Below are 20,593 nucleotides of genomic sequence, written 5' to 3' on the forward strand. Positions count from 1 at the left end.
GGTCAATAATTAATGGATCCGAGAGAACGTCGCAGTAGCCCCCGACAGCCAATTAAACTCGCAGCCCAGATTAATGTGGGTAGCGGCGAATCATTACCCTGCCAGATAGCAGACTTCTGCGCTGAAGGTTTGTTCATCCGCTATTCCGGGCAAACCTCCAACAAGCTTGAGCTCGCACTGGGTCAGCCCGAACCGAAAGAGGTGATTGTTCGCTTTCGCGGCCTGGACAGCAGCGTTCACCACGAATTGCATGTTCGTCCGGCCCGGCGAATCGACCGCGCTATGGGCGTATCCTTTGTCCGGTCAAACCCGGAGGCGATCGAGGCGCTCATACGGCTATGCGGCGGTGGCAATAACCAAGGCCGCTCATCGTTGCAGGCGCCCAGCGACAGGGTGCAGTTTGTCTTGCACCAATGCGCCCGGGTAATTACCCAGTTCATTGAGCCGTTAATGGACGCCTGTTTTGTCAATACGGTGGAGGGGTTGAAGGCCGCGGCTCAAAAAGCGCCAAACGATCAGCTGGCTAATGAATATATGGATGCCGCCGGTCAGGTCGAAGGCCGCCAGCGTATCTTGTGGCACCACATGGCCCGGAGCCTGGAGTCTCCGTTAAAGCCGGAGCAAAAAGGAGCGCCGGGCGGGCTCCTGTCGGTCGTCGATAAGGACGAATTCGAGGACTGGCTGGCGGTTAAAGTCATGGTTACGCGCGCAGACACCCTGTACAGGGGGGATTTGCTCGAGCTTAAACTGCGCTTGGACCATCTCGGCATCTCCAATCGAACCGGACACCATAACCCCTTGGGGCCTGCGCTGGTTTGCGAAGGTTTTCATCATGCCTTGGTGCAGCTGAAGATAAGCCGCGAAGTCGAAAAGGTGTGCCTGAAGGTTTTTGAGCAAGCCGTGATCCGTCAGTTGGCTCCGCTGTATCGTGAATTGAACAACATTCTGATCCGGCACGGGGTGCTGCCTGATCTTGACCTGACGAAGTACCTCAGCGAACAAGCGGCAGAGCGGGTTACGCCGAAACGTCCAGAGCCCAAAGCCAAGGACGAGTCACCGAAGGCTCCGCCCACGGAAACCGAGGACAAGGCAAATTCTCGGGCCTCCGGAGAGTTCAGGGGATATTCCAGACATGCCCAGAACGCCTTCGCAACGGTTCGAAACCTGTTGTCGTCGCTGAAACTGAGTCGTTCCACAAGGGGCGAGCCAGCGTCAGAATCGTTTGAGCCCGATGCCCGCCCGCTGACCAGTAGTGAGCTGAACCAGGAATTACAAGAGTTGCAGATACAGGCCGCCGATCTTGATGAACCTGATGTTCCTCTCAAGGAACGGGTTGTGGCCAAAGTAAAAGACAGCACCGAAAACGCTCGTCTGAATGAAGACAGCGAAGATGCGCTGGACGTGGTAGACCGGTTCTTCCGGAGTGTTACCGAGAACCCCAAACTCAGCCGTTACGCCCAGACCAAGATGCATCAGTTGCAGGTGCCGGTGCTGAAAGTGGTGATGCGTGATCCCGGTTTTTTTGAGGATCAATCCAGCCCGGTGCGAAACGTGATTAACCGTCTGGCGCAGATCGGTGTTAAAGGGGCTCGCCCAAACCCCATGGTGCAGCGCAAAGTCGATGAGGTGGTGCAGCGAATTGCAACCGACTTTGATCAGGACACCAGCATATTCGACGAAGCCGTCGAGGAGCTCGACACCCTGATTGAACGCCAGAACCTGGCCTATCGCCGCAACGTAGAACGCGTGACGGCGGCGGCACAGGGCTCCCAGAAGGTTGCCGAATCCAAAGCCGCGGTGGCCGCGGCGCTGGATGAAAAACTGGGTGGCCGCAAGGTGCCCAAGGCTGTGGTCAGTTTGCTGGAAGGCGGCTGGCGTGATCTCTTGTCTCTGACCTGGATACGGCAAGGTGAAGAAGGGCAGCTGTGGCAGGATTATCTGGCTGTTATCGATTCGTTGATGGCCTATGCGGAAAGTCCGGGAAACAGCAGTAATTTGCCCGAGCTTCTTCGTTTGATTCAGGACGGCCTGGCATCGATATCCAGCAATCGCACGCCGTCGTCCCAGATACGGGATGAGTTGAAACAGCTGATGGTGCGTCAGCCCGGCGAGCCCCTGGAACTGGTTGATATGCCGCCGTCCCAGCCTGAAAAACCCGCTGAGCCGGTTGTCGATGAACGGGAAATGAAGAGCCTCGAGCGTTGGATCAACCGCGCCCGGCAATTGCAGGTTGGCGACTGGTTTAAAGACCAAAGCAAATCTGACGATCCGCAATACGTTCGGCTGGTTTGGATTGCCGACAACTTCTCGCGCTATGTGTTCGTGAATCATCAGGGCATGCGCGTGGTTGAACTGGAGCAGACGGCTCTGGCGCGCAAAATGCGAGAGGGCGCCCTTATACTCGACAGCCAGTACGAAAAGCCCCTGGTGGACGAAAGTATTGATCGCATGGTGCGGGATGTTTATGACCAGCTGTCGTGGGTCTCAACCCACGACGACCTGACACGTCTGCTGAACCGGCGGGAATTCGAGCGCATGTTGGAGCAGCAACTGACTCACAGTGAAAGCACCCGCACGCTTCTGCATCTGGATCTGAAAGGCTTCCGTCTGCTCAGTGATGTGGCGGGTCACAAGGCCGCCGATCAGACTCTGAAACAGGTGGCCGAGATACTGTGCCGGCACGCGGAGGAAGGCATGCCCGTGTCGCGTATCGAAGGTACAGAATTTGCGATGCTGGTGTCGGACGAGCAGGCTGGCCCGGTTGCCAAATCGCTGGTCAATGCCATTGAAGCCGAAGAATTCAACTTTGATGGCAGAGCTTATGAACTGACCGCCAATGTTGGCATCGTGCCGACTGTGCCGGCGGTCACGTCTGCGGAACGCTGGCTGAGAACGTCTGAACAAACACTGTCTGCCGCCCGCCGTGGCGGGGCTGGGCACGTGTCTGTCTACAGTGAGGATAGCGAAGATCAGGCGCGGCAGGAGCAGATTGCGGCCCGTGTCGCCAACCTGGGCGACCCCTCCGACGATCGAATGCTGTTGCGGTGTCAGAAGATCATCCCGCTGAATGTCGATGCCGTAATGTCGGCCGCCCAGTACGAGATCCTGATCAGTATGTATGACGACAACGGTGAGCTGGTGACCGGTCGCGATCTTGTTCGGATGGCCGAACGCTACGACCGGATGCAGGCGGTAGACCGTTGGGTGGTTGGTCATATGCTGGACTGGCTGCGAGAGAAGAAACCCGATGCCCGTGATGTAGGCGGAATCTGTATCAATCTCTCGGGCCACTCATTGAACGATCAGGCGCTGCTTGAGTTTATTTATGAAAAGCTCAGCGAAAAAGATGCGCCCATCGAGCGTTTGTGGTTTGAACTCACTGAAGCATCGGCCATTAACGACGTGCAGGCCGTCGCCCGTTTTATCGGCGAGATGAAAGAGATCGGATGCAGGTTCTGTTTGGGCAACTTCGGAACCGGCCCGAATTCCTTCGAGTTCATGCGTTCGTTGCCGATTGATCTGATCAAAATCGACAGCGCGTTAACCCATCAGCTGGCGACAAGCGCCAACGATCAAGCCATGGTCAAATCGATGGTCGATATGGCGCACTTTATGGGGCGGGAAGTGGTCGCCACTCAGGTTGAAACCCGTGAGGTTCTGGATAAGCTGACGCAATTGGGCGTGGACTATGCTCAGGGCTTTGTGATCGAGAAGCCCAAATTACTAAACAGTTTGATCTGACCCTCAGGAATTTAGCTTTTTATGTCCAAGCGTCATCCGATTATTGCGGTGACCGGCTCCTCTGGCGCCGGCACCAGTACCACCGGTCAGATTTTTGCCCGTCTGTTTGCCCGTGAAGGCATCAATGCTGCGATGGTCAGCGGTGACAGCTTTCACCGCTATACCCGGGAACAGATGGCTCGTTTGGCGGCGAAAGGCCAGTTTGGTGAACGCAACCATTTTGCCCTTGCTGCCAACCACATCGACCGACTTGAAGCGTTGATGTACGACTACAGCCACACGGGCAATGGCCGGTGCCGCCAGTATGTTCATGATGAAGATCACCACCTGATTGCCGCTGGCCATAAGCCGGGCACCTTCACGCCCTGGAGTTCATTGCCGGCGGATACGGATTTGCTGTTCTACGAGGGGCTGCACGGCGGTGTGGTGAGTGAAAACTTCAACCTGGTTCAGTATGTGGATCTGTTGATCGGTGTTGTGCCGATCGTGAATCTGGAATGGATTCAGAAGATCAACCGCGATACCAACAAACGGGGTTACAGCCCGGAAGCGGTTGTTGAAACCATCATCAATCGTATGGATGACTACGTTAAAGACATCGTACCGCAGTTCTCCCACACCCATATCAACTTCCAGCGTGTGCCGTTAGTGGATACCTCGAACCCATTCATAGCCCGGGAAGTGCCGAGCGAAGATGAAAGCATGATCGTGATTCACTTTCGTGAAGTTGCCGATGTGGACTTCAGTTGGCTGCTGCAGGCGATTCCCCAAAGCCGTTTGTCCCGGCACGACACGCTGGTGATCCCCGGTACAAAAATGCCATTGGCGATGGATTTGATTGTTCGCCCCATGGTGCAGAGGCTGATGTCAGGTAAGGCGTTTGCCTGAGAGGCAGCTTGGAATAGCTGCCTCTCGAAGCGATCATTCCACGTTGCGGGAATAGAAGATTTCCAGCATCTCCCGGCGTAGCCGGTCTTCGATGGATTTGGCTTCGGCAGGATCGAGTTCTTCTGCGTTGGTGCCAAACACGTAATTATCCAGGTTGAATTCCTTCAACATCATCTTCGTGTGGAACAGGTTTTCCTGATACACGTTCACGTCGATCATCTGATAGGCGTTCTGGGTATCTTCCGTGAGGTAGTTCTGAATCGAATTGATGTCGTGATCAATGTAATGCTTGGTGCCATCGACATCGCGGGTAAAGCCCCGTACCCGGTAATCGACCGTCACCACATCCGAATCGAAACTGTGGATCAGGTAGTTCAACACCTTCAGCGGTGAAATCAGACCACAGGTGGACACGTCAATGTCTGCCCGGAAGGTGCTCACGCCGTCATGCGGGTGGCTTTCCGGATAGGTGTGAACGGTCACGTGACTCTTGTCCAGGTGCGCCACGATGGTATCTGGCAGTGGCCCCGGCGATTCGTCGTAATTCTCTTTGCAGTCTTCCACGTCATGCTCGGCAATCAACATGGTGACAGACGCGCCGTGAGGCTCGTAATCCTGACGGGCGATGTTGAGAATGTTTGCGCCAATGATTTTCACCACGTCAGACAGTATCTGAGTCAGACGTTCGGCGTTGTACATCTCGTCGATATAATCGATGTAGGCTTCACGTTGCTCATTGGTCTGCGCGTAACAGATGTCGTAGATGTTGAAGCTCAGGGATTTGGTCAGATTGTTAAAACCGTGCAGCTGGAGTTTTGATTCCATGCTCAGCCCCTCCTAGGATTGGAGATGAATGGTGACAGGGTGAGGTTAGTCCCCCTACCGAGGCCGCCACCGACTACTGACCGGGCAAACAAACTGTTCACCTTTTGCGCAGACCGGCGGAGAAAGGTGCGTATTATGCATACGGCTTATGGCGATGGATAGTGTTTGCCAGGACTTTTTTTAAACACCCGATTGTGCCCCGCAAAGCTACGGCTCACGGGGCTTTTCGAACTTACTCTGCCGCCCGAATTTCGAAGCTGTGGGTGATCTCCACACCGGCCGCGCCCAGCATGATAGACGCCGAGCAGTACTTCTCAGCAGACAGGCTAACGGCCCTTTCCACCTGCTTTTCTTTCAGGTTGTGACCGGTCACCACGAAATGCAGGTGGATTTTGGTGAAAATAGCCGGCACAGCATCGGCCCGCTCGGCTTCCAGCTCGGCGTGGCAGGCGGTTACGTCTTGTCGGCTTTTCTGCAGGATAGTCATGACATCAAAGGAAGAACAACCGCCGACACCCATAAGCAGCATTTCCATGGGGCGCGGCCCCAGGTTCTGCCCGCCAAGATCAGGTGGCCCGTCCATCTGTACTCTGTGGCCGGTGCCGCTGGTGGCTTTGAAACTGACATTGCCTGTCCAGTCTACGGTTGCTTTCATTACGGTTTCTCCGTTGTTCGATCAGTGATGAGAACGGATGCTAGCACAGACTTTCGCAATTCCACGCCTTTGCATTCAAGTTGCCCCACGGGGCCCATCTTGCTATAAGTTGCGTGGCTGAATAGAAAAACCCGTAACCTGCAGGGAAAAGCGGGGATATAACAAAGATCAGGATCGGCATTTCGCTGAGGAGGCACGTCTCGCATTATGGCTACTATCATCAAGCCGGTTGAGCAGAAAACTAAACATCTGGATTACTTTCTTTCCCAATGCCATCGCCGGCGTTACCCGGCCAAGAGCACGATTATTTATGCGGGCGACAAAAGTGACTCTCTCTTCTACATCGTCAAAGGATCGGTAACCGTCATTATTGAAGACGACGATGGCCGCGAGATGATTATGGCGTACCTGAACACCGGTGATTTTTTCGGTGAGATGGGGCTGTTCGACAACATGGATTCCCGCAGTGCCTGGGTCAAAGCCAAAACAGAATGTGAAGTCGCCGAAATCAGCTATACCAAATTCCGTGAAATTGCTCAGCAAGATCCTCGGGTTCTGTATTTTATCGGCGAGCAAATGGCCTCGCGCTTGCGCCAAACCACCCGCAAAGTGGGCGATCTGGCCTTCCTGGATGTGACCGGTCGGGTCGCGCGCACCTTGCTGGATCTGTGCAAAGAGCCCGATGCCATGACCCACCCGGACGGCATGCAGATCAAAATCACCCGTCAGGAAATCGGCCGCATTGTCGGTTGCTCCCGCGAGATGGTGGGCCGGGTACTGAAAACCCTGGAAGAGCAAGGTCTGGTTCAGGTGAAAGGTAAAACCATGGTGGTTTACGGTACGCGCTGATGGCCGTTAGAAGCACCATCAGAAAGCCGCTGCACCGCAGCGGCTTTTTTGTGCGCGTCAGTCTGCCAAAGCCACCGATTTGATCTGCAACCAAACCCGCAGCCCCGGCGTCAGTTGAAGCTGGTGAGCCGAGCGCGAGGTCAATCGGGCGAGAAACGCGGTGTCTCCGGCCAGCAGGCGAACCAGGGTGATGCCGGGCACGACCTCCCGGGCAATGTGATCCACCGTGGCCGGCAGCAGATTCTGAATGCTTTGGCCCCGGTGCTCGTGTAACGCAATACTGACGTCCCGGGCCAGCACCTGCACCCGCACCGACATGCCCATAGTCAGATGATCGTGATGCCGCAGCCACAGTTCACCGCCATTGAACACCACTTTGCTCAGTTGCCACTGAGCATCCACTTCAGCGATTTCCCCATCCAGCACCACCCCTGCATCCTCTTCCAGCCGAAACGGTTGATCCGTCCGAGCCAGAGTTTCCTGCAACGGTCCCTGGGCGATCACCTGTCCGCGATCCATCATCACAATGTGGTCGGCCAGTCGGGCAACTTCTGAGGTGGAGTGGGACACATAGAGTACCGGTATGGCCAGGCTATCCCGGAGGCGTTCAAGGTACGGCAGTATGTCCTGTTTACTTTGGTGGTCGAGTGCCGACAGGGGCTCGTCCATCAACAACAGGCGAGGGCTGGTCAGCAAGGCTCGCCCAATGGCCACGCGCTGGCGCTCACCCCCGGACAGACCTGCCGGCATGCGTTCCAGCAGCGGCTCCAGGCCGAGCCAGTCATAGACTTGTTCCGGGGTGATCTTGCGTTGCCCGGCAGGTACCCGGCGGTAGCCGTATAGCAGATTTTTGCGAACCGACAAATGCGGAAACAAGCTGGTGTCCTGAAACACATACGCCAGCGGCCGCTTGTGTACCGGCCAGCTTTCCTGAGGGGTTTGCCAGGCTTCGCCCAGCACCGAAAGTTGTCCTTGGGCAGTCTGTAAGCCGGCAATGCACCGCAGCAGAGTGGTTTTGCCGCACCCGGAGTGACCAAAGATGGCGGTAATGCCGGAGCCGGGCAGGTTCAGATCCACATCGAGAGCGAACTGATCGAAGTGGCACTGAAACCGGGCTTGTAGGGTGTCCGGTGAAATCATCGCACCACTCCCGGCTGAAAGCGCCCATTCAGGGTATACAGGGTGACCAGTACGACAAAGGAAAACACCAGCATACCGGCAGAGAGCCAGTGCGCCTGCGCGTATTCCAGAGCTTCCACGTGATCGAAAATGGCGACCGACAACACCCGGGTTTCACCGGGAATGCTGCCTCCGATCATCAGAATCACGCCGAATTCCCCAATGGTATGGGCGAAACTCAGCACCGCGGCGGTCAGAAAGCCGGGCCGAGCCAACGGGATCGCGATGGAAAAGAACCGATCCCAGGCAGAGGCGCGAAGCGTCGCGGCGGCTTCCAGCAGGTTCTCGTTGAGGCTTAAAAAAGCAGTTTGCAGGGGCTGAACCGTAAACGGCAGCGAGTAGATGACAGACGCGACCACCAAGCCTTCGAAGGTGAAGGGCAACAGCCCTAAACCAAGACTGTCAGTCAGTTGGCCAATCGCGCCATCAGGCCCCATCACGATCAGCAGATAAAATCCCAGAACCGTGGGTGGCAGCACCAGAGGTAGTGCCACAATCGCGGCAATCGGTTGGCGAAGCCAGTGTTGAGTGCGGGCCAGCCACCAGGCGATAGGGGTGCCGATAAACAGCAGCAGTAGGGTTGTGATGCCAGCCAGCTTCAGGGTCAGCCAAACGGCTTGCCATTCCGGGCTCATGAAATCTCCGCCAGTTCAGTGAGTGGACTGTTGCGGAATATCGTACCCGTCTTCACGGATGATCGCCTGTGCTTTTGTGCCATTCAGAAAGGTCATCCAGTCCCGAGCTGCGCTGTTGGCTATGCCCCGGTTGAGCAATATCGCATGCTGGCTGATAGGGCTATGCAGTGTTTGGGGCACCAGCCATGCCGAGCCTGATGCGCCTTGAAAGGCTCGCACCTGGGCTTGCGCCACAAAGCCGGCGTGAGCATTGCCGGTGGCAATAAACTGGAAGGTCTGCGCTATGGAATCGCCGCTGACCAGCTTGGGTGTCAAGGAATCAGCCAACCCGAGGTTCTCCAGAACCTCGATGGCGGCGATGCCGTAGGGCGCGGTTTTCGGATTGCCGATCGCCAGGCGCTGGGGTTCGCCTTGCAGATACGGCAAGCCGTCACGGAACAGGTCCGGGTTGCGGCTCCAGAGTACCAACCGACCTTCGGCATAAGGCATCTGTGAACCGGCTACCGCCAAGCCGTTGTCGGCCAGCAGGCGAGGGCGCTCGGCATCGGCAGCCATGAACGCATCGTAGGGCGCACCGTGCCGGATCTGAGCGTACAGCTTACCTGTAGAACCGTAGCTGGCCTGGATCTGATGCCCGGTTTCCTGCTCGAATAGCGCCACCAGCCGCGTCATGGTGCCCGTGAAATTTGCCGCGACAGCGACCGAGGCCTGCCCGGCCTGAGCCGAACCAGAGCCCACGAACAAACAGGCCGTGATCAGGCCGATAAAGGCTCGGCGCACTCGGTTTGAGCGGTGGGAATACATTGCAGCAGGTGTTGCCATACATCCTCGGCGTTGAGTTCGTTCAGCATCTCGTGGCGACCGCCGTCGAAAAGCCGGAAGGTCACTTTCTGAATGCCGGCTTCGCGAATGCTCTGGAAATGCTGGCGGATACCTTTACCCATTTCTCCCACAGGATCTTCGCTGCCGGAAAACAAATGCACGGGTAGATCCTTGCGCCACAACGTCGGGTTGATGGTGAGCATGCCGCCGAGGAAATCATGCCACAGCCCGACGGAGCATTCGAATCCACACAACGGATCGGCCAGATATTGGTCAACCTGCTGTTCGTCCCGGCTGAGCCAGTCGCACTCTGTGCGGTTGGGCCGGAACATGCGATTGAATTTGCCAAAGGTCAGGTTGGCTACCAGTTTGCTCTGGTGGCGTTTGCCTCGCGCTAGTTTGATCAGCCCGATGAGTGAGCGCGAAGGAATCAATTCCGCTTTGTTGATGCGGTTGGATGCGCTCAGTATCAAAGTGTCAATCGAAGCATCGTGTTGCTGTGCATAACTTTGGGCAATGAACGAACCCATACTGTGGCCCAGCAAGCTCACGGGCCGGCCTGGAAAGGTGCTTCTGGCGTGGCCAACAACAAGCCTAAGATCATCGACCACCTTGGCCCAGCCTTCACGATCGGCGTAGTAGCCGAGGTTGGCTGGGGCGCAGTCGGGGCCGTGGCCCCGATGGTGATAGCTGATCACCGCAATCTGATGTTCGTTCAGCCACTGCGCCAGCCCGGCGTAACGGTCGCCGTGCTCGGCCATACCGTGGCTGATCACCAGGCAGGCAAGGGGCGCGTCAGGCTGAAACAGCGTGCCGGTAATCCGGTGGCCGTCAGTGGCGGTCAGGTTCAGAGTGTGCTGGTTCATAGTTCTTAACCGGTTCCTGTATAACCGGGCGTTGCCACTCCGGCGGTTTCCACAAATGTTTTAAACGAGAGCTTAGACTGCCGGGTTTGCCCATGTCGCGGAACATATCCACATATTCGTGAGTCCACAATACCAGCAGGTTGTTTGAATGCACCTGGCGGGGAATGCCGTAGGTTGGCGGCAGATCGTCACTTTCGGGCACAAAACTGTTAAACAGCCGATCCCAGATGATCAGCACCCCGCCATAGTTGCGGTCGATGTACTGCCGGTTACGACCGTGATGGGCACGGTGATGGCTGGGGGTATTAAACACGAATTCGACGGCTGCCGGCAGGCGATGGATCAACGTAGTGTGAATGAAGAACTGATACACCAGCGACAGCGCATAGGCCACGCCAATCCACACCGGGTTGAAGCCCAGCAACGCCATGGGCAGGTAGAACGCCCAGTTTCCGTTGAAGATGTTGGTGGCGCTCTGACGCATGGCGGTGGAAAAGTTCAGACGCTCGGAGGAGTGGTGCACCACATGGGCGGCCCAGAACCAGCGAATTCGATGGCTGGAACGGTGCATCCAGTAATAGCAGAAATCCACACCAATGAAGGTTAGCACCGCCGTGAAGCCGTTCAGCTCAATCTCGAACAGGCGGTAGTGGTAACAGAGCGCATAAACCGGGAAGGCGATAATCCCGGCAAACAGCAACTCAGTGGTCTGATAACCCGCGCCCAGCATGAAATTCCGGATGGCTTCGGGCACATCCATCAACTTCGGATCATGGCGGATTTTCAGGTATTCCCAAACCGCCACCGCGATGAAAACCGGTGTGGCGACTACGAAAATCAGTTGCCGCTCATCCAGTGCCAACCAAGGGGCCAGCGTCTCCCAAAGAGCGAGCAGTCCGCTGTTCTCAAACACCGAGTGCATCATGTCGATCAGAGCCATAATAAAACCCATGCTGGTTATTGTTCTGGGTTTATCATGGCACGGACTGGGTTATATACGATGTCCTATAGCGCCATTGTGAGTGTCGCTTTGCGACAGCCCGGCGGGTTAACGATGTTTACGGTACATCGCTTCAACCGGTGCGACGATGTTTTGCCACTCGCCTAATACGGCTTGAACCGGTTTCGGAATTTTAGCGGGCTTGGGCCAAGGCACCGGATATTGTTCAGGCTGAAACAGCGGTGCCAGCAAGGCGCCCGCGGTCAGGTCCGCTCGGGAAAACTGGTCGCCGGCCAGATACGGCTGCTCGCTATAAATCTCGGCCAGCTCGGTGAGCACCGCTTCGAGGGTTTGCTGGGCGGCATCCGCGGTGGTCTGGTTGATCTTCATCCACTTACGCATGATGTCATCAACCCGGCTGAAGGCGAGGCTCAGCATGAATTTGTTGTAAAAGGGGGTGCCCGCAGCCAGCAATGGAATCACCACCTTCGGGCGCTGCAAGAAGTAATGGTACACCCAGGTGCGAATGGCCGGGCCGGCCAGGTCGTCCAGTTTTTTCTCCCAGGCCAATGCTTCGTCCCGCGCTTCCCCGGATTCGGGTGTGAGCGGGCGTTCCGGAAAAGTCTCGTCGAGATAGTCCAGAATGGCGGAAGAACCCTGAATAATGTGGCCGTCGTGATCCAGCACCGGCACCGACGATTCGGCTTTGGTCAGCTGCTTGATGGTTTTCACGTGCTGGCCGGGCAGCAAGTTCACGGTTTGATAATTGATGCCTTTGTAATCCAGAGCCCAGCGTATCTTCTCGGCGTAATGAGAAATGCAAAACTGGTAGAGTTTAATGGCCATGAGAAGTCTTCCGTAAAATGTTTGGCCAAGATTACCCGTACTTTCCGCCAATTCCCATGGCAGGAAAGGCAACATCGAAGATCGGCCAGACAGCTGACAGGATGGTCATGGTGAAAACCCGTGGGAATCACTAAACTAGCTTGCTACAGTCTGTCATGCCAGAGGATGTCTTTATGTTGTTACGTCGCGCCCTTTCTGTTTCTGCTGTCATCGCGGCAGGTCTAGCGGTATCAGCCTGTGCCACCAAACCCGAAGTAAAAAGCTTGTCAGACTACGGGGTATACCAGTGTGGTCAGCTGGATTTGAAGGTTGCCGGAGTTGAAGAAAGCGGGCTTCTTGGCATCGAATACCTGAACCGGCGTGTACTGCTGAAGCCGTCTCCGACCGACGAAGGCGCACTCTATGTTGCGCCGGGCGACACCCAGACCCGATTCTGGGCCAAGGGTGAGCGCGCGACTCTGACTCTGAAAGGCAATGCCCTGCCGGAATGCCTCGAGCCCGGTGCGATCGAATCTACCTTTAAGGCCATGGGCACAGAGCCCAACTGGTCGGCTGAAATCGAAAACAACCGAATGGATTTGACCCTGCCTTACGATGGCGAAGTTCTCGAAGGCGTATGGCTGCGTGAAACCGTTGCCAACCGCCACGGTCGAGTTTACGAAGGCAAGGTCGAAGAGCGCGAAATCGAAGTGTCGGTCGCTCACCAGTTGTGTGAGAACCCCATGTCCGGCGCCCAGTATCCGGCGCAGGTACGCCTGACGGTGGATGGCAATACCTTCGAAGGGTGTGGGGGTGATCGTGAACGGCTGTTTCAAGGCGCCGAATGGGTTGTGGACGATCTGGCCGGCGACGGCATCATTGACCGTTCCATGATGACCATCCGTTTCCATGATGAAAACCGAATCAGTGGCCGCGCTTCTTGTAACCGCTACATGGGCAGCTATTCTCTGACCGGTGAGAACCTTACGTTCGACCAGATGGGCAGCACCATGATGGCGTGCCACGATTCTTTGATGAACCAGGAGCGCAAGTTCCTGACCCTGATGTCTGAAGTGGTTTCCGGCCAGATTGGTCGTCACGGAGAACTGTTACTGAAAACGCAGTCCGGTGACACCATCAAGGCCTTCAAATCGGATATCGAAAACCCCTAAACCGAAGGTAACAACAATATGAAAATCTTCGAAACGAAAAGTGCACCGAATCCGCGCCGCGTCCGCATCTTCATGGCCGAGAAAGGCTTGCTGGATGAAGCCGAGTTTGTGCAGGTAGACATCGAAAAGGGTGAAAACCTGACCCCGGAATTCAAAGCCCGCAACCCGATGAAAAAAGTCCCAGTGATGGAGCTGGACGACGGCACATGCATCGCAGAAACCATGGCAATTTGCCGTTTCTTTGAAGAGAACTACCCCGACGCACCGAAGCTGCTGGGTGACAACGCCTTGGAAAAAGCCCAGATCGAGCAATGGCTGCGCTGGATCGACTTCTACTTCTTTATGCCTACCGGCATGTGTTTCCAGCACACCACCGGGTATTTCAAAGATCGCATGAACCCGATCAAGGAATGGGGTGAAGAGTGCGGGCAGGGTGTGGAAAAGTTTTTGCACTTCCTGAACAAGCACCTTGAAGGCAAGGAATACGTTTGCTGCGACAAATTTACCGCCGCCGACATTAATGCCTTCACCACCGTGGCCTTCGCCCGAGTGGTCAATATTCGCCCCACACCGGAGCAAACCAACCTGCAAGCCTGGTACGACCGCATCAAGGCACGGCCGTCCTCTCAGGCATAAGCCATAAGCGGCTGCATCCGCTTGTTATAAGGATTTGAAATGACGCAAAACACAAAACTGACGCAGGCCCTTGAAGCCATTGATCGGGCTAACCGGGCCGATCCGAATGTAGAGCAGGTAGAAGGCGAAAGCCTACCCAAGGAATACGCCTACAGCCTGCACATGACGCGTTGGTTGTTTGCTCTGGAAGCAGAGCCTTCCGAGCGGATGCAGATTGCCTGCCGTGCTCAGCACATTGAACGCTGGACCATCCCGAGAAGTGATTTCGGCGAAGGCAGGAAGAACTATTACCAGTGGCGGCAGGCGTGCGGCCGCATGCACGGGCGGCGTGCGGCGGAAATCATGGCCGAGTGCGGTTATCCACAGGAAGAGTGCGAGCGGGTAGAAACCATCCTTACCAAGCGGGAGTTGCGCAACGATCCGGACACTCAGTTGCTGGAAGACGTGGCTTGCATGGTGTTTCTTGAGCGCTACTTCGCCCGGTTTTACGCAGAAAACCCGGACTACGACAAAGACAAGTGGCTCACCATTGTCCGTCGCACCTGGGCCAAAATGACCCCGAGAGGCCACGAGGCTGCGCTGCAGCTGGCGGGCAATCTGCCGCCCCATCTGCTGGCCCTACTGCAGGAAGCGCTGTCTGAAACGAGCGAATAATTACGACACTTGAGGCAGGTGTTGGTGCTGCGTATGATATTCATTATCATTTGATAGTGGATGTCAGTAGATGGCCGTGCCTGCCAACAACACCCCCAAGATCCTGATTGCTGAAGACGACCCGCACCTGAGTGAGCAACTGGCCAGCCAGCTGACTTCCCGCGGGTATCAAGTGCTGCAAAGCCATCAGGGCGATCACGCGTTGGTGGCTGCACTGGGGCAGCGGTTAGACATCATCCTGCTGGACGTACTACTGCCCACCATGAATGGTTTCGAGGTGCTGAAAAGGCTTCGCAAAACCTGTCAGACACCGGTCATGATGCTGACCAACGATGGTTCCGAAGACGAGCGCATACGGGGTTATCAACAGGGCGCGGATGACTGTCTGCCCAAGCCGTTCAACTTCACGGAATTGTTGCTGAAAATTGAAGCCTTGCTGCGGCGCACCCGAGGCGCGCTGGATCACCGAGCCGAACCCGCAACGCTCTCCGTGGGAGAATTGTGTTTAGACCGCCACACCATGCAGGTGCGCTACCAGGAACGCCCGGTGAGCCTGACCCCCATTCAGTTCCGTTTGCTTTGGATTCTGGTGCTGCACCAGCGAGAACCGCTGACTAAACCCTACCTCTACCAGGTTGTGCTGGAAAAAGAGTTCAGCCGGTACGACCGCAGTCTGGATATGCACCTGAGCCGTATTCGCCGCAAGCTGATGGACGCTGGCGTGGCGGGCGATCGGCTGCAAACGGTGCATGGCAAAGGCTATTGCTTCTTGTAGGCCGGTTTACGGTATTGGTTCACGGCGAGATGTAACAAATGTAAAACCGGTTCCCTTTGCGACACAAGTTATCGAGAATGCATGCCAAATACGAATCATTATCATAACGGAGTGTGATCGTCATGGCAGTTTCATCCTCGCTTGGACAACCCAAACAGTTTCGCCGCAGTGCGCTTTGGCTCGCGCTTTTAGCCGCGCCCCTGGCTCACGCAGAACCCACCACCCTGGATGCCATTGAGGTAACTGCCGAGCGTTTGGCTGAAGCAGATACAGTGGTAGGTGAGCAAACTCTTGAACGTTTTCAGGCCGACGATCTTGAAGACGTATTCGCCGGCGAACCCGAAGTCAGTGTCGGTGGTTCTGTAGGCGTGGCCCAGAAAGTCTACGTGCGCGGTTTCGAAGACCCGCTGCTGAACGTCAGTGTGGACGGCGCTACGCAGGCGGGGGTGTTGTTCCACCACACCGGTCGCATTGCGGTTGACCCGGATTTGCTGAAACGTGTTGAGGTTGATACCGGCGCCGGCAAAGCTACGGCTGGCGCGGGTGCGCTCGGCGGTGCCATCCGCTTTGTGACCAAAGATCCCGAAGACCTGTTGCGTGAGGGTGAAGACGTAGGCGCTCTGGTAAAGCTGGGTTCCTTCTCGAACACCAAAGGTTACAGCGTGAACTCCACGATTTTCGGTCGTCTGAACGATCAGTGGAGCACCTTGGTATCGGTCAGTCAGAGCGATCACGAACGCTATGAAGACGGCAATGGCGACGAAGTCCCGGGTACCGATGCACGCCAGCAAATGGGTATGGCTAAACTGGTGGGGCATTTTGGCAACGGCCAAACCCTGCGACTGAGCCACGAAGTGCGCACCGATGAGGGTGAGCGCCCACAGCGTCCGCAGTGGGTAGTGAGCAGCTTCAACAAACTCTACGATCTGGACGGTCGCCGGGATACCACCACGCTGAATTACGCCGTTGCGCCGGAAGGTAACCCCTGGGTGGATGCTGCGTTTACCCTTTATCAGAGCGAGTCGGAAATCGAGCAGAACGTAGAAGATCGCTGGGGGCGCTATTACGGCTTCAGTCGCAGCATTGGTGGTGACCTGCGTAACACCAGCCAGCTAGGCAGCCACAGCGTGACTTACGGTGTCGATTATCGGGAAGACAAGGTCAATGCCGGCGGTGAAACCGATAAGCGCGCTGAAGAGGAAACCGGTGATGTGCTTGGCGTTTATCTGCAAGCCGACCTGTGGCTCACCCAGCAATTGCTGCTCAGCACCGGTGCCCGCTACGACGACTACAAGCTGCGTGACAACAATGACCAGAAGTTCAGCGAAGATGCTGTAAGCCCGAACGCCAGTCTGGCTTGGCATGTTCTGGATGGTCTGACCCTGAAAGCAGGCTATGCCGAAGCGTTCCGCGGCCCCATGCCTCACGATGCGTTCAAGATTGACCGGGGCCAGAACGACCCGGACTTGAAAGGTGAGAAGGCGAAAAACACCGAAGTCGGCTTCGATTACGTGTATCAGAACTTCAGCCTGTCGGCTGAGGTGTATCGTTCTGAAGTAAAAGATGCCATCGCGGATGCGCTATTCGGACCGGCCATTTACGAGAACATCGGTGACCTGGAGTCCGACGGCTACCGCATCTCCGCCGGCTACCAGTGGAATGCTCTGAGCGCAGGCTTGAGCTTCCACAGCAACGATGCCGAAGTGGATGGCCAGCCCCTCACCGTGTATGAGCATAACCTGCTGGGTAACACCATCGGTGACACCTGGGTGGCCGACCTTGCGTACCGCTTGAACCGCAATCTGGAGTTTGGCTGGCAGGGGCAATTCGTTCAGGGCATCGACAATCTGGAAACCTCAGTGGGCACGATCGACAAGCCGGGCTACGGCGTGCATGACCTGTTCGTAAACTGGTTGCCCACCGGCAACGAAGATCTGCGTCTGACCCTGGCGGTTAAAAACGTGGGCGACAATCAATACCTGGATCATGCCAGCAACGCCGACTATGAGCATATTGCCGGTTACGAAGGGGTCGTTGGCTTGCCCGCCCCGGGCCGCGATATCCGCCTTGGTCTGGCCATGCGTTTCTGAGGCTCCTGATGTTACGCACTCGAGTTATCGCCGCCCTTTTGGGCGGCCTTCTCTGTTTGTGGGCCGACCTCTCGTTGGCGGCCCGCACGGTGACCGATCTGGCCGGGCGTTCGGTTGAGCTTCCCGATGAGGTCAACCGCATTGTGCTGGGCGAAAGCCGCTACATTCCCGCCCTTGCCATTCTGGAGGGTGATGCCTTGCCCGAGCGTCTGGCAGGCATGTTGCCCGATTTCGAAATGACCGACCCGGGCGGTTACGCCCAGTATCTGAAAGCCTTCCCTGAACTGGCGGATGTCCCACGAGTTGGCCACACCTCCGCCGACAGCTTCAGTCTGGAAAGCGTACTGGCCATGGGTGCAGATCTGGCGATTTTCAGTCTGGAAGGCCACGGCCCCGGCGCGCATAACGGCCAGCTGATCGACCAGCTGCAGCGGGCGGGCATTGCCGTGGTGTTCATTGATTTCCGGCAGAACCCGCTGGTGAACACGCCGAAAAGCATGGCGTTACTGGGTGAAGTGCTTGGCCGCCAAGAGCGGGCGCAAACCTTCAATCAGTTCTACCGCCAACAGCTGATGAAAGTGACCGACGTGGTGGAGCAGATTCCGCAACCGGATAAACCCACCGTGTTCCTGCACAGCCGGTTGGGCCTGCACGACAGCTGCTGTGAAACCATGGTCGAAGGCATGATGGGGATCTTCCTGCAGGCAGCGGGTGCGCGCAACATTGCCCAGGACAAGGTGCCCGGGGTCAGTGGTGTGTTGAATCTGGAATACCTGATCAGCAACCCGCCGGATTATTACGTGGCCACGGCCATCGGATCGCGCAAGTACGCCCGTTCTGAAACCAACTACAGCTACGTTATGCTCGGCGCCGGAATCGACGCAGACTTGGCCCGAGCGTCGCTGGCACAAGCCACCGACCGCCCCGGTTTGCGAGCCGTAGAACCCATTCGTGAAGGCCGGGCTATGGCCATCTGGCACCACTTCTACAACACCCCGATGAACGTGGTTGCCGTGCAGGCACTGGCCCGATGGTTTCATCCGGATGCCTTCGCCGATCTGAGCCCGGAAGCCACGCTGGCAGAGTTCTACCAACGCTTCCAGCCCATCGATCTGCAGGGTGTGTATTGGATTAACGCGCAGGAGCCCGCCGAATGAGCAGTGTCCGGTCGTCTGTTGCCGCTGTGGATAACTCTGCCAACGGTGGGTCACTGGCCAGTCAATACCGCCGCTTTGTCTGGCGCAGGATTGTTTGCCTGGCCGCATTGGCGGTGACTGCGGTGATTGCTTTGCTGGTAGATATCGCCAGCGGGCCGTCGATGCTGGGCCTTGGCGATGTGGTTCACGGCTTGTTGAACCCCCAGAGTATCGATGCCGGTACCCGGGTGATCATTGAAGACATTCGTTTGCCCTATGCCGTGATGGCCGTAGTGGTAGGCGCTTGCCTTGGCCTTGCCGGTGCCGAGATGCAAACGGTGTTGAACAACCCGCTGGCCAGCCCGTTCACCCTGGGCGTGGGCGCGGCGGCTACGCTGGGCGCGTCTTTGGTGATTGCTTTTAACATCTCTTTTCTGGGGCTGGCGGCCCATGTGTTGCTACCGTTGTCGGCGTTTGTCTTTGCCGCCGTGGCGTCTTTACTGATTCTGGTGCTGTCGCGCACGCTGGGTGCGTCGGTACACGCCGTCGTGCTGTTTGGTATTGCGCTGTTATTCGGCATTAACGCCGTCGTGGGTTTGATCCAGTTTGTCGCAGACGCCGAATCGGTTCAGCAAATTGTGTTCTGGACCATGGGCAGTCTGGCCCGGGCGAGTCTGGATAAGGTCATGATCGTCGCCGCGGTGCTGGCGGTCTGCGTGCCTTTCTCGTTGCGCAATGCCTGGGCCATGACACTGCTGCGCAGTGGCGAAGAGCAGGCTCGCAGCTTGGGCATCCGGGTGGAACGCCTGCGATTGACGGTGTTGATGCGGGTCAGCCTGCTGACCGCCGCCGCTATGTGTTTTGTCGGCGAGATCGGTTTTATCGGCTTGGTGGCGCCACACATTGCCCGCCTGATGTTGGGTGAAGACCACCGCTTTCTGCTGCCGGGCAGTGCGCTGGCCGGTGCGGTGCTGCTGTCGTTATCGTCCATCGCCAGCAAACTGTTGGTGCCGGGGGTGGTCCTGCCTGTGGGTATCGTTACCGCCTTGGTAGGCATTCCCTTGTTTATCCTGCTGATTATTGGCCGAAGCCGGAGGGCCGCGTTGTGACACTGAAACTGCAATCCGTCACCGCCGGTTACCGGAACCGCACCGTATTCAACGATCTGTCTCTGCCGGAAATACCGGCAGGTGCCCTGGTGGCGGTGATCGGGCCGAACGCGGTGGGTAAATCCACGTTGCTGAAATCCATCGCCGGTTTGCTGCCGATTGCCGGAGACATGACCTTTGCCGGGGAAAATCTGGCGGCGCTGAGCGCCCATCAGCGCACCCGTCGCATTGGTTATCTACCCCAGCCGTTGCCACAGGCCATTCCGTTGGTGGCCTACGAAACCGTGTTCAGTGCGTGCCGGTCGGCCCGGGGCGACTGGACTCGGGAGCAGACCGAACAAGCCATTGAAAACGTGTTCGACACCTTGGGTATTCGCCAGTTGGCCTTGCGGCGACTGTCGGAAATGTCTGGTGGTCAGCGGCAAATGGTGGGCTTGGCACAGGTGCTGGTACGCCAGACACCGTTGATGTTGCTGGACGAACCCACCAGTGCGCTGGATTTGCACTGGCAATTGAACGTGCTTAACGCCGTGCGCGATGCCACCACCCGCGACCACTCGGTTGCGTTGGTGGCGTGCCACGACCTCAACCTGGCGCTGCGTTATTGCGACCAGGTGTTGGTGTTGTCGCCCGGCGGCCAAGCCGAGCTTGGCACCCCGGAACAGGTATTAACGCCAGACCTACTGGCGCGCACATACGGCATTGAAGCCCGTATTGAACGCTGCTCTCAGGGCCAACCCATTGTGCTGGCGGATCGCCCATTGCCCGCCAGTGTTCGCTGAAACCGAGGAGAATG

19 protein-coding genes are annotated in these 20,593 nt (G+C 56.9%); 11 read left to right on the forward strand and 8 right to left on the reverse strand.

Going from position 1 to position 20,593, the window contains the following annotated elements:
- Positions 1 to 12: 12 nt before the first annotated feature.
- Both JAO79_RS03910 and JAO79_RS03915 read left to right on the forward strand, forming a co-directional pair.
- A complete protein-coding gene (locus JAO79_RS03910) occupies positions 13 to 3,741 on the forward strand; it encodes a DUF1631 family protein (RefSeq protein WP_199005825.1) in 3,729 nt (1,242 codons plus the stop codon).
- A 21-nt stretch (positions 3,742 to 3,762) separates the two neighbouring features.
- The gene (locus JAO79_RS03915; protein WP_199005826.1) at positions 3,763 to 4,629 is read left to right on the forward strand and encodes a phosphoribulokinase; all 867 of its coding nucleotides are present in this window, start codon (positions 3,763 to 3,765) and stop codon (positions 4,627 to 4,629) included.
- Positions 4,630 to 4,662: 33 nt separating this feature from the next.
- On the opposite strand, the gene speD is transcribed toward JAO79_RS03915, so the two are convergent.
- Both speD and JAO79_RS03925 read right to left on the reverse strand, forming a co-directional pair.
- A complete protein-coding gene (gene speD / locus JAO79_RS03920; RefSeq protein WP_199005827.1) occupies positions 4,663 to 5,454 on the reverse strand; it encodes an adenosylmethionine decarboxylase in 792 nt (263 codons plus the stop codon).
- A 232-nt stretch (positions 5,455 to 5,686) separates the two neighbouring features.
- Positions 5,687 to 6,109 (reverse strand): OsmC family protein, encoded by a 423-nt coding sequence (locus JAO79_RS03925; RefSeq protein ID WP_199005828.1) that lies wholly within the window; start codon positions 6,107 to 6,109, stop codon positions 5,687 to 5,689.
- A gap of 207 nt (positions 6,110 to 6,316) precedes the next feature.
- On the opposite strand from JAO79_RS03925, the gene crp reads away from it, so the two are divergent.
- Complete coding sequence (crp, locus tag JAO79_RS03930; RefSeq protein WP_114335439.1) at positions 6,317 to 6,958, forward strand: cAMP-activated global transcriptional regulator CRP; 642 nt, start codon at positions 6,317 to 6,319, stop codon at positions 6,956 to 6,958.
- 57 nt (positions 6,959 to 7,015) lie between these two features.
- Here the strand turns inward: crp and modC are convergent, their stop codons facing one another.
- The 6 genes from modC to JAO79_RS03960 form a co-directional block, all read right to left on the reverse strand.
- The gene (gene modC, locus JAO79_RS03935) at positions 7,016 to 8,098 is read right to left on the reverse strand and encodes a molybdenum ABC transporter ATP-binding protein (protein WP_199005829.1); all 1,083 of its coding nucleotides are present in this window, start codon (positions 8,096 to 8,098) and stop codon (positions 7,016 to 7,018) included.
- A complete protein-coding gene (gene modB, locus JAO79_RS03940) occupies positions 8,095 to 8,772 on the reverse strand; it encodes a molybdate ABC transporter permease subunit (protein WP_199005830.1) in 678 nt (225 codons plus the stop codon). The genes modC and modB overlap by 4 nt, the downstream gene beginning before the upstream one ends.
- Before the next feature lie 15 nt (positions 8,773 to 8,787).
- On the reverse strand, positions 8,788 to 9,594 hold the full coding sequence (modA, locus tag JAO79_RS03945) for a molybdate ABC transporter substrate-binding protein (protein ID WP_227664314.1): 807 nt from the start codon (positions 9,592 to 9,594) through the stop codon (positions 8,788 to 8,790).
- Entirely contained in the window at positions 9,528 to 10,460 is a 933-nt protein-coding gene (locus JAO79_RS03950; protein ID WP_199005831.1) for an alpha/beta hydrolase, read from the reverse strand. Before JAO79_RS03950 ends, modA begins: the two co-directional genes overlap by 67 nt.
- Complete coding sequence (locus JAO79_RS03955) at positions 10,426 to 11,412, reverse strand: sterol desaturase family protein (protein WP_227664315.1); 987 nt, start codon at positions 11,410 to 11,412, stop codon at positions 10,426 to 10,428. The genes JAO79_RS03950 and JAO79_RS03955 overlap by 35 nt, the downstream gene beginning before the upstream one ends.
- Positions 11,413 to 11,508: 96 nt before the next feature.
- The gene (locus tag JAO79_RS03960) at positions 11,509 to 12,246 is read right to left on the reverse strand and encodes a glutathione S-transferase family protein (RefSeq protein ID WP_199005832.1); all 738 of its coding nucleotides are present in this window, start codon (positions 12,244 to 12,246) and stop codon (positions 11,509 to 11,511) included.
- Between the two features lie 173 nt (positions 12,247 to 12,419).
- Between JAO79_RS03960 and JAO79_RS03965 the strand changes: the two genes are divergently transcribed.
- The 8 genes from JAO79_RS03965 (at position 12,420) to JAO79_RS04000 (ending at position 20,579) form a co-directional block, all read left to right on the forward strand.
- Positions 12,420 to 13,397, forward strand: a complete 978-nt coding sequence (locus JAO79_RS03965) for an META domain-containing protein (RefSeq protein ID WP_199005833.1) — start codon at positions 12,420 to 12,422, stop codon at positions 13,395 to 13,397.
- A gap of 18 nt (positions 13,398 to 13,415) precedes the next feature.
- A complete protein-coding gene (locus JAO79_RS03970) occupies positions 13,416 to 14,033 on the forward strand; it encodes a glutathione S-transferase family protein (protein ID WP_199005834.1) in 618 nt (205 codons plus the stop codon).
- A 39-nt stretch (positions 14,034 to 14,072) separates the two neighbouring features.
- Positions 14,073 to 14,687 carry a DUF4202 domain-containing protein gene (locus JAO79_RS03975; protein WP_199005835.1) on the forward strand — a complete coding sequence of 205 codons (615 nt, stop codon included), beginning with the start codon at positions 14,073 to 14,075 and terminating at the stop codon, positions 14,685 to 14,687.
- A gap of 70 nt (positions 14,688 to 14,757) precedes the next feature.
- The gene (locus JAO79_RS03980) at positions 14,758 to 15,462 is read left to right on the forward strand and encodes a response regulator transcription factor (RefSeq protein WP_199005836.1); all 705 of its coding nucleotides are present in this window, start codon (positions 14,758 to 14,760) and stop codon (positions 15,460 to 15,462) included.
- Positions 15,463 to 15,584: 122 nt separating this feature from the next.
- Entirely contained in the window at positions 15,585 to 17,552 is a 1,968-nt protein-coding gene (locus JAO79_RS03985) for a TonB-dependent receptor domain-containing protein (RefSeq protein ID WP_199005837.1), read from the forward strand.
- Between the two features lie 8 nt (positions 17,553 to 17,560).
- A complete protein-coding gene (locus JAO79_RS03990) occupies positions 17,561 to 18,709 on the forward strand; it encodes an ABC transporter substrate-binding protein (protein ID WP_199005838.1) in 1,149 nt (382 codons plus the stop codon).
- Positions 18,706 to 19,797, forward strand: a complete 1,092-nt coding sequence (locus JAO79_RS03995; RefSeq protein WP_199005839.1) for a FecCD family ABC transporter permease — start codon at positions 18,706 to 18,708, stop codon at positions 19,795 to 19,797. The genes JAO79_RS03990 and JAO79_RS03995 overlap by 4 nt, the downstream gene beginning before the upstream one ends.
- On the forward strand, positions 19,794 to 20,579 hold the full coding sequence (locus JAO79_RS04000) for an ABC transporter ATP-binding protein (RefSeq protein ID WP_199005840.1): 786 nt from the start codon (positions 19,794 to 19,796) through the stop codon (positions 20,577 to 20,579). The genes JAO79_RS03995 and JAO79_RS04000 overlap by 4 nt, the downstream gene beginning before the upstream one ends.
- The last annotated feature ends 14 nt before the right edge of the window (positions 20,580 to 20,593 follow it).

It is taken from the genome of Marinobacter litoralis, assembly GCF_016427555.1.
Lineage (GTDB): Bacteria > Pseudomonadota > Gammaproteobacteria > Pseudomonadales > Oleiphilaceae > Marinobacter > Marinobacter litoralis_A.

Bases quoted from the DNA above. Each gene is read 5' to 3' on its own strand.
- JAO79_RS03910 (WP_199005825.1), top strand. From the start codon at position 13: ATGGATCCGAGAGAACGTCGCAGTAGCCCCCGACAGCCAATTAAACTC.
- JAO79_RS03915 (WP_199005826.1), top strand. From the start codon at position 3,763: ATGTCCAAGCGTCATCCGATTATTGCGGTGACCGGCTCCTCTGGCGCC.
- speD (WP_199005827.1), bottom strand. From the start codon at position 5,454: ATGGAATCAAAACTCCAGCTGCACGGTTTTAACAATCTGACCAAATCC.
- JAO79_RS03925 (WP_199005828.1), bottom strand. From the start codon at position 6,109: ATGAAAGCAACCGTAGACTGGACAGGCAATGTCAGTTTCAAAGCCACC.
- crp (WP_114335439.1), top strand. From the start codon at position 6,317: ATGGCTACTATCATCAAGCCGGTTGAGCAGAAAACTAAACATCTGGAT.
- modC (WP_199005829.1), bottom strand. From the start codon at position 8,098: ATGATTTCACCGGACACCCTACAAGCCCGGTTTCAGTGCCACTTCGAT.
- modB (WP_199005830.1), bottom strand. From the start codon at position 8,772: ATGAGCCCGGAATGGCAAGCCGTTTGGCTGACCCTGAAGCTGGCTGGC.
- modA (WP_227664314.1), bottom strand. From the start codon at position 9,594: ATGGCAACACCTGCTGCAATGTATTCCCACCGCTCAAACCGAGTGCGC.
- JAO79_RS03950 (WP_199005831.1), bottom strand. From the start codon at position 10,460: ATGAACCAGCACACTCTGAACCTGACCGCCACTGACGGCCACCGGATT.
- JAO79_RS03955 (WP_227664315.1), bottom strand. From the start codon at position 11,412: ATGGGTTTTATTATGGCTCTGATCGACATGATGCACTCGGTGTTTGAG.
- JAO79_RS03960 (WP_199005832.1), bottom strand. From the start codon at position 12,246: ATGGCCATTAAACTCTACCAGTTTTGCATTTCTCATTACGCCGAGAAG.
- JAO79_RS03965 (WP_199005833.1), top strand. From the start codon at position 12,420: ATGTTGTTACGTCGCGCCCTTTCTGTTTCTGCTGTCATCGCGGCAGGT.
- JAO79_RS03970 (WP_199005834.1), top strand. From the start codon at position 13,416: ATGAAAATCTTCGAAACGAAAAGTGCACCGAATCCGCGCCGCGTCCGC.
- JAO79_RS03975 (WP_199005835.1), top strand. From the start codon at position 14,073: ATGACGCAAAACACAAAACTGACGCAGGCCCTTGAAGCCATTGATCGG.
- JAO79_RS03980 (WP_199005836.1), top strand. From the start codon at position 14,758: ATGGCCGTGCCTGCCAACAACACCCCCAAGATCCTGATTGCTGAAGAC.
- JAO79_RS03985 (WP_199005837.1), top strand. From the start codon at position 15,585: ATGGCAGTTTCATCCTCGCTTGGACAACCCAAACAGTTTCGCCGCAGT.
- JAO79_RS03990 (WP_199005838.1), top strand. From the start codon at position 17,561: ATGTTACGCACTCGAGTTATCGCCGCCCTTTTGGGCGGCCTTCTCTGT.
- JAO79_RS03995 (WP_199005839.1), top strand. From the start codon at position 18,706: ATGAGCAGTGTCCGGTCGTCTGTTGCCGCTGTGGATAACTCTGCCAAC.